This is a genomic window from Saccharopolyspora sp. NPDC003752 (genome assembly GCF_053605825.1).
Window position 1 is genome coordinate 184,061 of record NZ_JBSGJZ010000013.1, and the last position, 14,153, is coordinate 198,213.

Annotated in this window: 16 protein-coding genes; 5 read left to right on the forward strand and 11 right to left on the reverse strand. The window is 70.2% G+C overall.

Translation table 11 applies throughout. The annotated features are described in order from the left end of the window. Window positions 1-149: 149 nt before the first annotated feature. The 3 genes from ACWEV3_RS19300 to ACWEV3_RS19310 form a co-directional block, all read right to left on the reverse strand. Window positions 150-785: an MBL fold metallo-hydrolase gene (locus ACWEV3_RS19300; RefSeq protein WP_452615186.1), complete on the reverse strand. Its 636-nt coding sequence runs from the start codon at window positions 783-785 to the stop codon at window positions 150-152. A gap of 332 nt (window positions 786-1,117) precedes the next feature. Beyond that, a complete protein-coding gene (locus tag ACWEV3_RS19305) occupies window positions 1,118-2,107 on the reverse strand; it encodes an NAD-dependent epimerase/dehydratase family protein (protein ID WP_452615187.1) in 990 nt (329 codons plus the stop codon). A gap of 150 nt (window positions 2,108-2,257) precedes the next feature. Further along, entirely contained in the window at window positions 2,258-2,662 is a 405-nt protein-coding gene (locus tag ACWEV3_RS19310; RefSeq protein ID WP_452615188.1) for a hypothetical protein, read from the reverse strand. A 262-nt stretch (window positions 2,663-2,924) separates the two neighbouring features. Here ACWEV3_RS19310 and purS point away from each other — a divergent pair, with 262 nt between their 5' ends. Genes purS through purL form a run of 3 tightly spaced genes read left to right on the forward strand, consistent with a single transcriptional unit; the run spans window position 2,925 to window position 6,123 of the window. Further along, complete coding sequence (gene purS, locus ACWEV3_RS19315; protein ID WP_452615189.1) at window positions 2,925-3,164, forward strand: phosphoribosylformylglycinamidine synthase subunit PurS; 240 nt, start codon at window positions 2,925-2,927, stop codon at window positions 3,162-3,164. Beyond that, entirely contained in the window at window positions 3,161-3,838 is a 678-nt protein-coding gene (purQ, locus tag ACWEV3_RS19320) for a phosphoribosylformylglycinamidine synthase subunit PurQ (RefSeq protein WP_358580838.1), read from the forward strand. Before purS ends, purQ begins: the two co-directional genes overlap by 4 nt. Then, window positions 3,835-6,123 (forward strand): phosphoribosylformylglycinamidine synthase subunit PurL, encoded by a 2,289-nt coding sequence (gene purL, locus ACWEV3_RS19325; protein WP_452615190.1) that lies wholly within the window; start codon window positions 3,835-3,837, stop codon window positions 6,121-6,123. The genes purQ and purL overlap by 4 nt, the downstream gene beginning before the upstream one ends. Window positions 6,124-6,189: 66 nt before the next feature. Here the strand turns inward: purL and ACWEV3_RS19330 are convergent, their stop codons facing one another. Both ACWEV3_RS19330 and ACWEV3_RS19335 read right to left on the reverse strand, forming a co-directional pair. Continuing rightward, complete coding sequence (locus tag ACWEV3_RS19330; RefSeq protein WP_452615191.1) at window positions 6,190-6,372, reverse strand: DUF397 domain-containing protein; 183 nt, start codon at window positions 6,370-6,372, stop codon at window positions 6,190-6,192. A 5-nt stretch (window positions 6,373-6,377) separates the two neighbouring features. Beyond that, the gene (locus ACWEV3_RS19335) at window positions 6,378-7,130 is read right to left on the reverse strand and encodes a helix-turn-helix domain-containing protein (protein ID WP_452615236.1); all 753 of its coding nucleotides are present in this window, start codon (window positions 7,128-7,130) and stop codon (window positions 6,378-6,380) included. Here ACWEV3_RS19335 and ACWEV3_RS19340 point away from each other — a divergent pair. Continuing rightward, the gene (locus tag ACWEV3_RS19340; RefSeq protein WP_452615192.1) at window positions 7,032-7,547 is read left to right on the forward strand and encodes a hypothetical protein; all 516 of its coding nucleotides are present in this window, start codon (window positions 7,032-7,034) and stop codon (window positions 7,545-7,547) included. The genes ACWEV3_RS19335 and ACWEV3_RS19340 overlap by 99 nt on opposite strands. A 95-nt stretch (window positions 7,548-7,642) precedes the next feature. Here ACWEV3_RS19340 and ACWEV3_RS19345 read toward each other — a convergent pair whose 3' ends face one another. The 6 genes from ACWEV3_RS19345 to ACWEV3_RS19370 form a co-directional block, all read right to left on the reverse strand. Then, window positions 7,643-8,749, reverse strand: coding sequence for a pentapeptide repeat-containing protein (locus ACWEV3_RS19345; protein ID WP_452615193.1), 1,107 nt, complete (start codon window positions 8,747-8,749; stop codon window positions 7,643-7,645). Then, window positions 8,742-9,881 carry a pentapeptide repeat-containing protein gene (locus tag ACWEV3_RS19350; RefSeq protein WP_452615194.1) on the reverse strand — a complete coding sequence of 380 codons (1,140 nt, stop codon included), beginning with the start codon at window positions 9,879-9,881 and terminating at the stop codon, window positions 8,742-8,744. Before ACWEV3_RS19350 ends, ACWEV3_RS19345 begins: the two co-directional genes overlap by 8 nt. Before the next feature lie 123 nt (window positions 9,882-10,004). Next, window positions 10,005-10,616: a response regulator gene (locus ACWEV3_RS19355; RefSeq protein WP_452615195.1), complete on the reverse strand. Its 612-nt coding sequence runs from the start codon at window positions 10,614-10,616 to the stop codon at window positions 10,005-10,007. After that, window positions 10,617-11,693 (reverse strand): sensor histidine kinase, encoded by a 1,077-nt coding sequence (locus ACWEV3_RS19360; protein ID WP_452615196.1) that lies wholly within the window; start codon window positions 11,691-11,693, stop codon window positions 10,617-10,619. It lies immediately after the preceding gene. Further along, the gene (locus tag ACWEV3_RS19365; RefSeq protein ID WP_452615197.1) at window positions 11,690-12,427 is read right to left on the reverse strand and encodes an ABC transporter permease; all 738 of its coding nucleotides are present in this window, start codon (window positions 12,425-12,427) and stop codon (window positions 11,690-11,692) included. The genes ACWEV3_RS19360 and ACWEV3_RS19365 overlap by 4 nt, the downstream gene beginning before the upstream one ends. Further along, complete coding sequence (locus ACWEV3_RS19370) at window positions 12,424-13,317, reverse strand: ABC transporter ATP-binding protein (RefSeq protein WP_452615198.1); 894 nt, start codon at window positions 13,315-13,317, stop codon at window positions 12,424-12,426. Before ACWEV3_RS19370 ends, ACWEV3_RS19365 begins: the two co-directional genes overlap by 4 nt. A gap of 248 nt (window positions 13,318-13,565) precedes the next feature. Here ACWEV3_RS19370 and ACWEV3_RS19375 point away from each other — a divergent pair, with 248 nt between their 5' ends. Next, complete coding sequence (locus ACWEV3_RS19375; protein WP_452615199.1) at window positions 13,566-13,985, forward strand: CAP domain-containing protein; 420 nt, start codon at window positions 13,566-13,568, stop codon at window positions 13,983-13,985. Window positions 13,986-14,153: the final 168 nt, after the last annotated feature.

Sequence of the window (14,153 nt, forward strand, 5' to 3'; positions counted from 1 at the left end):
AAATCGCCGCTTGGTCGCTCCCGTGGCGGGGCGCAGCGAGTCTGCGGATGACGGTTTCGCGCGAAACCAGCGGTCTCACGCGTGGCCGGTGACGGTTTCGCGCGAAACCGGCGGGCCCGCGTCGGGACGCTTCGGCGTCCGCTGCCGGGTCAGACCGCGGTCTGGGCTCCCTTGGTCAGGACTTCGAGGGCGGTGTCCTTCGGGCCGAGCTGCTCGAACATGCGGTAGTGCATGTTCGGGTTCGCCAGCACCGCTTCGTGGATCGGCACCGCCGCTCGCGGCGCCACCGCACGCAGGAAGTCGACCGCCTCGGAGAGCTTCAGCCACGGCGCCCCGGTCGGCACGCCGAGCACCTCGATCCGCTGTTCCGGCACGTAGAACGAGTCGCCGGGGTGGTAGAAGGCGCCGTGGTCGACGACGTAGCCGATGTTGTCGATCACCGGGATGTCCGGGTGGATCACCGCGTGCGTGCCGCCGACGACGTTGATCGACGCGCCGCCCAGCTCCAGCGACTCGCCGGGGCGCGCGGTGGTCGCGGCCAGGCCCTTCTCGGAGATCGCGGGCGCCGAGCCCGGGTCGGCCACCAGCCGGGCGTTCGGGTTGGCGGCGAGCAGGGCCGGCAGCCGGTCGAGGTCGAGGTGGTCGAAGTGCTGGTGCGTGATCAGCACGGCGTCGAGGTCGCGGAGGTCTTCGAAGTCGGCGGAGAACGTGCCGGGGTCGATCAGCAGCCGCGCCGAGTCGGTCTCGATCAGCACGCACGCGTGTCCGAAGTGGGTGATCTGCACGGTGTTTCCTCCTAGATGAGCGAGCACCTCCACTCTTCCACGCTCCACCGACCCCGGAAGGAAGGCCATCGACCCACCTCCCACGCCGACTCCCCACCCCTGGTGGACCGCAATTTCAATGGAAATCGGACCTTCGATTTCCATTGAAATTGCGGGAGTTGTCCACAGCCGTCGGAGTGTCGGGGTGCGACACGCCGGTGATCCCGGTGCAGTTTCAATTGAAACTGCACCGGGATCATCACGTCTGAACCTCGGGGGTGGGGTGACGGCGGGGGTGGGGTGACGACGTCTGGCGCGGTGCCTAGGTCACCGTGCCTGGGCCTTCGGCGAGGTCACCGGGTCCGGTGGGGGAGGGCGGCGAGGAGTTCGGCTTCCTCCTCCGGGGTGAGCCCCGCTCGACGCTCTCGGTCCAGGCCCAGCGAGCGCTCGGTCTCCAGCGCCGCCGACACCGTCTCGGCGAGCGGCCGGATGCGCAGGCCCGCGTCCAGGCTGGGGCGCGCGTTGCGCGCGACGATGCCCTGGTGGCTTTCCGGCAGCCAGAACGGCAGCGACTTCGGGCCTGCCCAGGGCTGCACGCCCGCCTCGGTCAGGTCTTCCGGCGCGACGGCCACGAGTTCGGTGCCCGTCGGCGCGACCAGCTCGGCGATCTGCGACAGCAGCTCGTTGAGCGGCGTGGTCGGGCTCGTGCCGTCGAAGGTGCCGGTGATGCCCTGTTCCCCGGCGTCCACGATCCACGCCGCCAGGTCGCGCACGTCGGCGTGCTGGGTCGGGTGGTCGGCGTCCGGCACGAGCACGCGACCGCCGCGCGCCATCCGCGCCGGCCAGTAGCCGAACCGGTCCGAGGGGTCGTTGGGCCCGGTGATCAGGCCGGGGCGCAGCACGAAGGCCCGGTCCCCGACCGCGGCGCGCACCGCGTTCTCGCAGGCCACCTTGATCCCGCCGTAGGACTCGGACGTGCTCACGTCGTCGGAGTCGGTGATCGGCTCCAGCAGTTCGGCGTCGGTGCTCAGGCCGTGCGTCTCGTTGTCGGCGTAGACGTTGATGGTGGACACGAACGTCCAGTGCCCGGCCGTCGCGCCCAGGACGTCGAGGGCGTCCCGCACCCACCGGTAGTTACGCGCCACGTCGACCACGGCGTCGAACCGTTCCCCGGCGAGCGAGCCGAGGCCCTGCTCCCGGTCCACCGTCACCAGCTTCGCGCCGTCAGGAATGTTGCCGCCCGTGCCGCGCGCCGCGCAGACGACGTCGTGCCCTCGCCGGAGAGCCTCGGCCGCCACCGCTTGCCCGAGGAAAACCGTTCCGCCCAAAACCAGGATCCGCATATGGGCACCCTGCCCGACCGGCTCGGGCACCACGACGGTTCTCGCTGCGGGTGAACGGGTTTATGCGATCAGCTGAATCCCGAGAGGGACGCCCCTGGTCGGGGACGCCCCTCTCGCGAGGTCACTCCGTGACGGTGATCTTCCGGCGAGTCACTCCGTGACGGTGATCTTCATGGTCGGGCCCGCGCCGCCGCCCATGCGGGTGTGCACGGTGTACTCGCCGGGCTCGACGTCGGCGATGGTGGCCACCGCCTCGGCGTTGCCGTCGCGGTCGTTCACGACCTGGGCCAGGCCCTCGTCCGCGCCGAACGGGTGCTCCCCGTTGCGCACGAACGCCGCCGACGAGATCCAGTTGACGCCTTCGGTGCCGTGCTCCAGCCGCAGGACCAGCGTGTTGCCCGCCCGGACCTGCGACTTGTCGGCGGTCAGCAGTGCGTCCTCGACCGGTGCAACGGCCGCCGGGCCGGGGCTCGGCGCCGCCATCGCCGGCACGGTGGTGGTCAGCGCGAGGCCGGCGAGCAGGCCGGCCGCCATCAGCGTCTTGATTGTGCGCATCGGTGTGCGTTCCCCCTAGGTAACCGCAAGCGGGGCCCGGGTTTCGGTGCCCCGGTCGTAATAGACGTCCGATCGGCGAAAGGTTTAGACAACGTGCGAAAAATGTGGCGCAAGACACATTATGGGAAGGGTGTCGTGAGCCACGCCGCACCTCTGGCCCCTGCCCGGCAGGGTGAACTCCCAGCTCAGTTACCCTTTGGCGGTACTGCTGGCCATCCGCCGGGGTCCCGGCGGATCTGCACGGAAACCGGGAGCAGCACCCGTGGCCCGAGTCGTTGTCGACGTCATGCCGAAGCAGGAAATCCTCGATCCGCAGGGACAGGCGGTGGCGAACGCGCTGCCCCGTCTCGGTTTCGACGGCATCACCGAAGTCCGCCAGGGGAAGCGGTTCGAGCTGGAGGTCGCCGACGACGTCGACGACGCCACGCTCGCCAAGATCGCTGAGACGCTGCTGGCCAACCCGGTGATCGAGGACTGGACCGTCCGCCGGGTGGAAGCATGAGCGCGAAGATCGGCGTCATCACCTTCCCCGGCACCCTCGATGACGTGGACGCGGCCCGCGCGGCGCGCCGTGCCGGTGCCGAACCGGTCGCCCTCTGGCACGCCGACCACGACCTCAAGGGCGTGGACGCGGTGGTCGTCCCCGGCGGCTTCTCCTACGGCGACTACCTGCGCTGCGGCGCGATCGCCAAGTTCGCCCCGGTCATGACCGAGGTCGTCGAGGCCGCCCGCAAGGGCATGCCGGTGCTCGGCGTGTGCAACGGCTTCCAGATCCTGTGCGAGTCCGGGCTGCTGCCCGGAGTGCTGACCCGCAACGCGGGCCTGCATTACGTCTGCCGCGACCAGTGGTTGAAGGTGGAGAACAACAGCAGCGCCTGGACCACCCGCTACGACGCGGGCGCCGAGCTGCTGATCCCGATCAAGCACGGCGAGGGCAACTACGTGGCCGACGAGGCCGTCCTCGACGAGCTCGAAGGCGAAGGCCGGGTGCTGTTCCGCTACGCGGGCGAGAACCCGAACGGTTCGCGGCGCGACATCGCGGGCATCACCGACGCGCGCGGCCGGGTCGCGGGCATGATGCCGCACCCGGAGCACGCGATCGACCCGCTGACCGGCCCCACCGATGACGGCCTCGGCATGTTCCTGTCCGTTCTGGATGCACTGGTGGCAGCGTGACTAGCACCGTGAATGTGGATAGCGTCGACCACGCGAAGTCCACCCCCGACGTCGACCAGCCGTTCCGCGAGCTCGGGCTGAAGGACGACGAGTACGCCCGGATCCGCGAGATCCTGGGCCGCCGGCCCACGGACGCCGAGCTGGCCATGTACTCGGTGATGTGGAGCGAGCACTGCTCCTACAAGTCGTCGAAGGTGCACCTGAAGTACTTCGGCGAGACCACCACCGACGAGATGCGCGAGAAGATGCTCGCGGGCATCGGCGAGAACGCGGGCGTGGTCGACATCGGCGACGGCTGGGCGGTCACGTTCAAGCTGGAGAGCCACAACCACCCGTCGTACGTCGAGCCCTACCAGGGTGCGGCCACCGGCGTCGGCGGCATCGTCCGCGACATCATGGCGATGGGCGCCCGTCCGGTCGCGGTGGCGGACCCGCTGCGCTTCGGCCCGGCCGACGCGCCGGACACCAAGCGCGTGCTGCCCGGCGTCGTCGCGGGCGTCGGCGGCTACGGCAACTGCCTGGGCCTGCCGAACATCGGCGGCGAGGTCGTCTTCGACGAGTGCTACGCGGGCAACCCGCTGGTCAACGCCATGTGCGTGGGCGTGATGAAGGTCGAGGACCTGCACCTGGCGCACGCCAGCGGCAAGGGCAACAAGATCATCCTGTTCGGCGCGCGCACCGGCCTCGACGGCATCGGCGGCGTGTCAGTGCTGGCGTCGGAGACGTTCGACGGCGACGAGAGCGGTGGCGGCCGCAAGAAGCTGCCCAGCGTGCAGGTCGGCGACCCGTTCGCCGAGAAGGTGCTCATCGAGTGCTGCCTGGAGCTGTACCACGCCGGACTGGTCGTGGGCATCCAGGACCTCGGCGGCGCGGGCCTGTCCTGCGCCACGTCGGAGCTGGCGTCGGCCGGCGACGGCGGCATGCGGGTCGACCTGGACCAGGTCCCGCTGCGCGCCACCGGGATGACCCCGGCGGAGATCCTCTCCAGCGAGTCGCAGGAGCGGATGTGCGCGGTCGTGGATCCGTCCAACGTGGACGCGTTCATGGAGGTGTGCCGCCGCTGGGACGTCACCGCGAACGTCATCGGTGAGGTCACCGACGGCGAGAACCTGGAGATCTTCTGGCACGGCGAGCTCGTGGTGGACGTGCCGCCGCGGACCGTCGCGCACCAGGGCCCGGTCTACGAGCGGCCGGTCGAGCGACCCGCCGAGCAGGACCTGATCGTCGCGGACAGCGCGAACACGCTGACCCGGCCGTCCACATCGGACGAACTGCGGGAGACGATCCTGCGGATGGCGGCGTCGCCGAACCTGTGCTCCCGGGCGTGGGTCACGGACCAGTACGACCGGTACGTGCGCGGCAACACCGTGCTGGCCCAGCCGTCGGACGGCGGCGTGCTGCGCATCGACGAGGAGACCGGGCGCGGCATCGCGGTCGCCACCGACTGCAACGCCCGCTACACCCGGCTCGACCCGTACGCGGGCGCGCAGCTGGCGCTGGCCGAGGCCTACCGCAACGTGGCGACCACCGGTGCCACGCCGGTGGCGGTCACCAACTGCCTGAACTTCGGTTCGCCGGAGGATCCGGCGGTGATGTGGCAGTTCCAGCAGGCGGTGCGCGGCCTGGCCGACGCCTGCCAGGAGCTGGGCATCCCGGTGACCGGCGGCAACGTCAGCTTCTACAACCAGACCGGCGCGAAGCCGATCCTGCCGACGCCGGTGGTCGGCGTGCTGGGCACGATCGACGACGTGACCCGCCGCATCCCCACCGGAATCGGTGGCGAGGAAGGCGAAACGCTGCTGCTGCTCGGCGAGACGCACGAGGAGCTCGGCGGCTCGGAGTGGGCGCGCGTCACCCACGACCACCTCGGCGGCGTGCCGCCGAAGGTCGACCTGGCGCGCGAGAAGCTGCTGGCGGAGATCGTGCTCGCGGGCTCCCGCGACGGCATGATCTCGGCGGCGCACGACCTCTCCGAGGGCGGCCTGGCGCAGGCGCTCGTGGAGACGGCGCTGATCGGTGAGTGCGGCGCCCGAGTGGTCCTGCCGGAAGGCGTGGACCCGTTCGTCTGGCTGTTCTCCGAGTCGGCGGGCCGGATCCTGGTGGCGGTGCCGCGCACCGAGGAGCTCCGCTTCACGGACATGTGCTCGGCCCGGGGCCTCCCGTGGGCCAAGGTCGGCGTCGCGGACGCGGGCGCGCAGTCGCTCGACATCCAGGACGTGGCGGACATCCCGCTGGCGGAGCTGCGCGAAGCTTGGGAAGGCACCCTCCCCAAGCTGTTCGGCTGATCCAGAGCTGACGCGAACGGCCCGTTCACCTCGTCTATCGAGGCGAACGGGCCGTTCGCTCATCCGCTAGCGGTCGAAGAAGCCGCCCTTGACGGCGCCGATGAACCGGTGCCAGCTCGACACCGGCACGGCTAAGTGCCCACCGTCGCGATCCTTCGTGTCCCGCACCCCAACGGCGTCGACCCCGAGGCCGACCTCGACGCAGTTGCTGCTCGGGCCGCTGTAGCTGGACTTCCGCCAAACTTCCATGACACTCACCTCTGCGCGTATCTACTGATCACCTTGTGGCTGGCCGACTCCGCCAGAGCACGGCTGCGCAGGTCCTCGAAGACGGAACTGAGTCCCGAGACTAGCGCGCGATCGTGACTGAGATGACCACCAACGGCGTGCTCTTGGTACACCGCGGGAGACCAAGTGTCTGGCGGGAAATCGAGAAGGACGAAGGCACCTGTCATCGAGTTGTGCAGGCCGGCTTCGAAAGGGAGAACTCGAATCGACACGTTCGGTCTCTTGGACATGCGAAGCAAGTGGGCGAACTGCTCGTTCGCGATCGATTCTTGATGGGCACAGCGAGCCAACGCTGCTTCAGAGATCACGGCGTGGAAGTCGAGTGCTGGCTCGTTGACCAGACGTTCCTGCCGTTTGAGCCGGAGAGCCACTTGCCGATCCACTTCTTCAGGCGCAGTGACGTGGCTGCCAAGCACATGGACCGTGCGAGCGTAAGCCTCCGTCTGCAGAAGGCCAGGCAGGATTTCGATTTCGAAGGTTCGGACGCTTACTGCATCCGTCTCCAGGCCCACGTACTCCTGGAACCAACTCGTTAGCCGATACGCTGACCACCAGCTGCGTTGGCGGGCCTCCCCTCGCGTTTCCTCCAAGGTGGCCCGTCGTTCCTCAGGCAGTCCATAGTGGTCCATCAGAACCTTGAGCTCTGCCTTGGACGGGGTTGTGCGGCCGTTTTCCATGTGCCGCACCTTGGCCTGGGAACAGCCCAGGAGATCCGCGATCTGATCAGCCGAGAGCTCGCGGGAGTTGCGGAGCTTCCTGAGTTCGGCTCCCAGTGTCTACACCGGCATGGACTGCTGGCGGCGCATCAGCGCCCGGTGGGTCACGGGCCCGTGAGCACTTTTTGCTGCTATGGCGACACTAAGTACGCACGGGTCCTGACCAGCGCAAACGAAACCTTTGGCGATGAGGAGACAACGATGTTCTGGCTTCAGGTGAGCACTCTGGTCCTGGTCAACGTGCTGATCGCGAGCATGCTGCTGGTCCGCGCTCCGCGCGCGCAGCATGCAGGTGCGGGTGATGGCGCGTTGAACGTGTGGCAGTTGATCGAAGAGGTCGAGGCCGAGCGACAACGGGAAGCGGAGTCCACCGGGCGGCACTGCCTGAACACCGAAACCCTTGCGCGCCTGCGCATCTGACCGAGGCCAGGTCCGGCGAAACCCCCTCCCCTCGCCGGACCGCATGGTGGCCGGGCGCTCCGCCCCCGACCCGGCGCCCGGCCACCCTTCTCGCGCTACGCGCTCGCGACCTGCCAGTCGTCGGGGAGGACGACCTCGCGGTCCGGGCTGGTCGTGATGCCGGTGTGCTGGGCCTCGTCGTGGAACGTCGTGCCGCTCAGGTCGGCGTCGTGCTCGAAGTGGACCGCGCGGAAATCGGCCGGGCCGTGGAATTCCGCCTGCGTCATCAACACCGAGCCGGCGAACCGGCTGTCGGCGAACCTCGTCTGGCCGTGGAAGCGGGTCCGCCGGAAGCTCGACCGGCCGTTGAACTCGACCCCGGGAAACCAGGCGCGCTGGTGGAAAACCGCGTCGTCGCAGCGGAACCGCCCGTACAGCCGCCCGGCGCCGACCGCCGTGCCGGTGAACCACACGTCGCCGTGGAACTCGCAGCGGCTGAAGTTGTTGTCGCTGAACAACTTCCCGTACCGCAGGAGCAACGACCCGACCTTCCGGTCGGACAGGTCGAAGTACTCCAGCGAGGCGTTGGTGAGGTCGAGGTCGTAGGCCGGGGCGGCCTCGTCACCGGTGGCCGGGAGCAGGTCGGCGATGAGCCGCTGCGCGGTCAGCCGCACCTGCAGTTTCCGCTCGGCCCCGTCCTTCGCGTCCCGGGACCACTGCACCGGCCCGTCGCCGTCGGTGTTCAAAGGGGCTCCGGCGGACGCCGGGGCGTTATCGCTGTGGCGGTGGTGCCAGAACGGTCGCCGCAGGTAGGAACAGAGCACGTCGAGGACGGTTTGGGTGTAGTCGGGATTGCTGCGGGCGAGCCCGGCGAGGGCGTGCAGCGCGCCGACCCGGACCTGATCGGCCTCGTGCCCGAGGAGTTCCACGGCGCGGGCGAAGCGCTCGTCGGCGACCCGGTCGCGGTCGAGGTCGGCCCGGCGGTTCTCCAACTCGTGGCGCTGCCGCTCGGTCTTCTGCCGCTCCTCCTCGACGCGCCTGCGCCGGTCGTTGAGCCAGAGCGCGTAGAGCGCGACGACCGAACCGGCGGCCAGCCCGCCGGTCCGCAGGGCATCCGCGCCGGTGGTCCGGGGATCGAAGACCAGCAAGGCGATGCTGACGCCGACGAGGACCACGACGGCGATGGCGATCGTCGCGATCAGCCCGATCTTGCGTTCACCCATGCGAGGGATTCTGCCCGGTGAGATCGACTGCGTGATCGGTTCCCGGAACCTGCCAGGCGCCCGGCAGCCGCGACCACCCGGCGATCTCGATGTCGTCGAGCTGCGCCGTCGGGGCGGGCTCGGCGAAGTGCAGGTCGGCTCTGCCGAGGAAGCGTGCGCGGCGGAGATCCAGCGGTGCGGTGCACACCGCGCCGTCGAAGTACACGCCTTCCCGGCACACGACTCCCTTGAGGTCCACGGCACCCTCGAACTCGGCGCGCTCGAAACCGACCGGCCCGTGCGTGACGATCCCGCGCAGCTCCAGCCGCTGCCGGAACCGGGTCTCCTCCGCCCTGATCCGCCCCACGAAGACGCTGTCGCGGAGGTGCACCGAGCCGTGGAAGACGGCGCGGTTGAAGTTCGTGGTGTGCCGGAACCGGCACCGGTAGGCGGCGATGCGGCCCACGACCCGGTCGGACAGGTTGAACCGCTCCAGCCAAGCCCTGGTCAGATCGAGCTCGTAGATCTCCGGATCCGGGTCGGCGGTGCTGGGCAGCAGCTCTTGGATCAGGCGCTGCGCCGTCTGCCGGACGTACCGTTCGCGCTCCTGCTCCGGCCCGGCATCCGGCCATTCGTCGGGATCCGCCGGCAACTCCGAGGGCGATGTCCACTTCGGATGCTCGAACGGTCGCCGCAGGTAGGAGCAGAGCACGTCGAGCACGGTCTGGGTGTAGTCGGGATTGCTGCGGGCGAGCCCGGCGAGGGCGTGCATGGCGCCGACCCGCACCTGATCGGCCTCGTTGCCGAGCAGCTCGACCGACCGCGCGAAGCGCTCATCGGCGGCGCGGTCCCGATCCTGGTCGGTCCGCCGGTCTTCCAGGGCCTGCCGCTGCTGTTCGAGCGCGTACCGCTGCCGATCCAGCTCCTGCCGCTGGCTGTCGAGTTCCTGCCGCTTCTCCTCGACGCGTCGGCGCCGGTCGTTGAGCCACAGGGCGTAGAGAGCGACCACCGATCCCGCCGCCAGCCCGCCGGTTCGCAGGGCATCGGCGCCGGTGGTCCGCGGATCGAAGATGAGCAAGGCGACGCTGGCGCCCCCGAAGACCACGACGGCGACGGCGATCGTCGCGACCAAACCGATCTTGCGCTCACCCATGCGAGGGATTCTGCCCTGCGCAACGCCCAACACTTGGCGCATGCGCGGAATCGGTGCCTCGCCCTGGCCTCGGAAGCGGCGGTTTCGCGCGAAACCGTCGCACTGCCGCCCGCAGGACGAGTTCTAGAGCCAGCCCCGTTCGCGGGCGGTGTTGGCCGCCTCGATGCGGTTGCGGGCGCCGAGCTTGGCCATCGCCGTCGACAGGTAGTTGCGGACCGTGCCCTCGGCGAGGCTCAGGCGGCGCGCCAGCTCGGCGTTGCTCGCGCCGGTGGTGGCCTCGCGCAGGAGTTCCCGTTCCCGGTCGGTGAGCGGATCCGCGTGATCCCACGCCGCGATCGCCAATTCCGGTGCCACGACGCGTTCTCCGGCGTGCACGCGGCGCAGCGCCGCCACCAGTTCCGCGATCGGCGCGTCCTTGAGCACGTATCCCGCGACGCCGCTGTCCAGCGCGCGCCGCAGGTAGCCGCTGCGGGCGAAGGTCGTGACGATGAGGACCCGCACCGGATCGCCGGCCCGGTGGAGCTCCGCGGCCACTTCGAGTCCCGTTCGCCCCGGCATTTCGATGTCGGTGAGCAGGATGTCGGGCCGGTGCCGCTCGACGGCCGCCAGCGCTTCGTCGCCGTTGCCCGCCGTCGCCACCACGCTGACGTCCGGCTGCAGGTCCAGCAGCGCGGCGAACGCGTCGAGGACCATGCCCTGGTCTTCCGCGAGCACGATCCGGATCTCCGCGCCCATCTAGGTCGCCACCCGCAGCGGCACCGCGACGGTGAGCGTGGTCCCCGCCGAACCGGTGCGCTGCACCCGGCCGCCCAGCGCGGCGATCCGCTCGCGCATGCCGGACAGGCCGTTGCCCTCCGGCGCGTCGCCGCCGACGCCGTCGTCGGCGATCACCAGCTGGAGCTCGCCGTCCTGGGCCTTCAGCCCGATGTGGCAGGTCGTCGCGGCGGCGTGCCGGACGACGTTGGTCACCGCCTCGCGCAGTGCCAACGCCATTTCGTGCTCGGTGGAACCCACGATCGCCAGTTTCTCATCGCGCCGCACGACGACGTCGACGCCGAGGCTCGACAGCGCGTGGCGCGCCGCCTCCAGCTCGGAGTCGAGGCTGGCCTGCCGCCAGCCCGTGACGGCGTCGCGGATCTCGGTGAGCGCCGCGCGGGCGGTGCTTTCGATCTCGGCGGCTTCGCCTCGCGCCCGGTCGGGATCGCGGCCGATGAGCTCGTTGGTGAGCGCCGCCCGCACCACGATCGCCGTCAGCGAATGGCCGAGGAGGTCGTGCAGATCGCGCGCGATGCGCTCGCGCTCCGCCAGGGTGGCCAGGTGCTCGATGCGCGCGTTCTGGCTGCGCAGTTCCGCCGCGGCGCGGTCCCGCTCGACCCAGTTGATCTGCATCGTCCCGATGGCCCACAGGAGCACCAGCGACGGGATGAGGCCGTAGAGCCGCCAGGGCATCGGCACGGTGGAGACCACGGAGAACAGGCTGACCAGCACCGACAGGCCGACGAACCAGCGCAGGGCGGTCCGCCGCGATTCGGAGACGCCCGCGAACGCCGCGGCGTAGACGAACAGCACCGCGGCGCCGGAGTTGACCGGCGTCATGGCCGCGCCGAGCACAGCGGTCGGCACGGTGCACCACCAGCGCGCGCGAGCCGGTCGGTGCCAGGCGAGCAGGTACATCGGCGCGACCGCGGCTATCACGGCGACCGCCAGCGCCCAGTCCACCCAGGTCGATCTCGGGTCGAGGGCCGGGCCCCAGAGCAGGTTCGCCAGGTAGACGAGGTGGATCCAGCGGCCGAGCCGTGCGCACGTTTTCATGATCGGGCATGACGGTACGACATCGCGGCGAGCGCCGCGGTCACCGCGGTCGCGCCGAGCATCACGAGCACATGCGGCGCGGCGCCCTCGCCGGCCAGCTGGGCGAGCGCCAGCTGCGCCAGGTGGTAGGTCGGCAGGAATTGCGCGATGTGACCGAAGAACGCGGGCAGGACCTCCAGCGGCATCCACAGGCCGGAGAGCACCGCCGACGGGAACAGGATCGCGTTGAGGATCGCGGCGGTGGCGTTCGGTCCGGCCTGGAAACCCACCGCGAGGCCCAGCAGCGCGAACGGCAGCGCGCCGAGGACCAGCACGGCGAAGACGCGCAGCAGCTCGACGACCGAGACGTTCAGCGAACCGGTGAGGGCGGCGGTGGCGGTCATGGCCAGCAGGACCCCGGCCGAGTAGGGCAGCACCGCGACCAGCTTCGCGGCCAGCGTCACGCCGATCGGCACGGCGGACACCCGCTTCGCCCGCAGCCAGCCGCGCTCGCGGTCTCCCGCGACGGTGATCCCGGGGTTGGTCAACGACACCGACAGCACGGCGAAGGTCCCGAAGGTCGCCAGCATGCCGGTCCCGACCGGGACCGGACCGGCCGGGATCCTCCCGTACAGCGAGACGAACAGGGTGAAGAACCCGACCGGCATCACGATGGAGAAGAACAGCGCGGTGGGCTCCCGGAAGATGGCCCGCAGCTCGTCCGCGACCTCGACGCCGAAGATCCTGGCGTTCATGCGGCGCTCCGTCCGGTCAGGCCGACCACGGCTTCCTCCAGACCCGCGCCCTCGACGCGGAGATCGGCCAGGTGCGGATCTTCGGCCAGGAGCACGCGCAGAAGCGCCTCCGGGCTGCGGGTGCCCAGGCGGACGTGGTCGCCGTCGCGGCTGATCGACACGACCTCGGGCAATTCGCGCAGCCGGGCCTGGTCGAGCGCGGTCCTCGCGGTGACCGTGCGGTCGGGCAGCCGGGACATCAGCTCCTCGGGCCGCCCGGCGGCCACGATGCGGCCGCGGTCCAGCACCACCACGCGGTCGGCGACGGCGCCGGACTCCTCGATCAGGTGCGTGGTCACCAGCACGCCGGTGCCGCGCGCGCGGCGCTCGGCCAGCACCTGCCAGAACCGCCTGCGCGCCGGCACGTCGAGGCCGGTGGTCGGCTCGTCGAGCACGAGCAGCGCCGGTTCGGTCACCAGCGCCATGGCCAGCTGCAGCCGCTGCCGCTGGCCGCCGGAGAGCTTGGTCGCCCGGCGCCCGGCCAGCTCGGTCAGGTCCAGCTCGGCCATCACCGGGCCTGCCGCGGCGCGGGGGAAGCCTCCGCGCACGGCGGCGCCGGTGACCAGCTCTCCGACCTTCAGCGTGTTCGGGAACCCGAGCGACTGCTGCACGACGCCGAGGCGCCGCCGGGTCGCGGCGATCCGCGGATCGCCGCCGCCGACCCGGATCCGGCCGCCGTCCTGCGGGTGGAGCAGGCCGGTCACCAGGTTCACCAGCGTCGTCTTCCCGGCACCGTTCGGCCCGAGCAGCGCCACGCACTCCCCGGCACCGACGTCCAGGTCCACCCCGTCCAGGGCGCGGGTGCCGCCGTACCGGTGGCGCGCCGCGCGGACTTCCAACACGTTCCCCATGACTGATCATGTTCGGCTCGCCGCGGTGTTCCGGGTAGTGAGCGGGCGTCACCGGCCAGGGATGACAAAAGTCAGGTGTGCCGGTTCCGGCCCGGGGCGAGTCGCTCGGTGTTCGGCCGATTACTCCATGCTGTCACGGAGAGTGAGCGTATCCACATATAACGGTTTGATCTCAACCGAATGGGGTAGCTTGCGACGGCATGAAACCCCCGAATCTGCGACGCTCTGTAATCACCCTGACTGCCCTGATGATCGGCACCGGTGCCGCCGCCGCCTTCGCCCCCATGGCGGGTGCGGCCACCTCGCTGGAGGACCAGGTCGTCGCCCTGGTCAACAAGGAACGGGCCGGTGCCGGCTGCGGCGCCGTCAAGGTGGACTCCCGGCTCACCAAGGCGGCCCAGGAGCACAGCGCCGACATGGCCAAGCGCACCTACCTCGATCACACCACCCCCGACGGTGTGACCTTCACGCAGCGCATTTCGAAGGCCGGCCACCCGTCGCCGGGCGCGGAGAACATCGCCCAGGGCTACCAGGACGCCGCCGAGGTCATGGCCGGCTGGATGAAGTCCGACGGGCACAAGGCGAACATCCTGAACTGCTCCAACAAGACCATCGGCGTCGGCTTCGACACCAACGGCGACTACTGGACCCAGGACTTCGGAAGCTGAGCCCCGATACGCTCGTCCGGTGATGTTGCCGCCACCGGACGGACCGGCCACGCCTTCGTTCGACGAAGTGCTTCGGCGGCGTCGGAACACCCGGGAGTACTCCGGCGCACCCCTGTCCGCACTGGCGGTGAGCCGGTTGCTCTGAGCAGGGCAAGGCGTCAGCTGCCT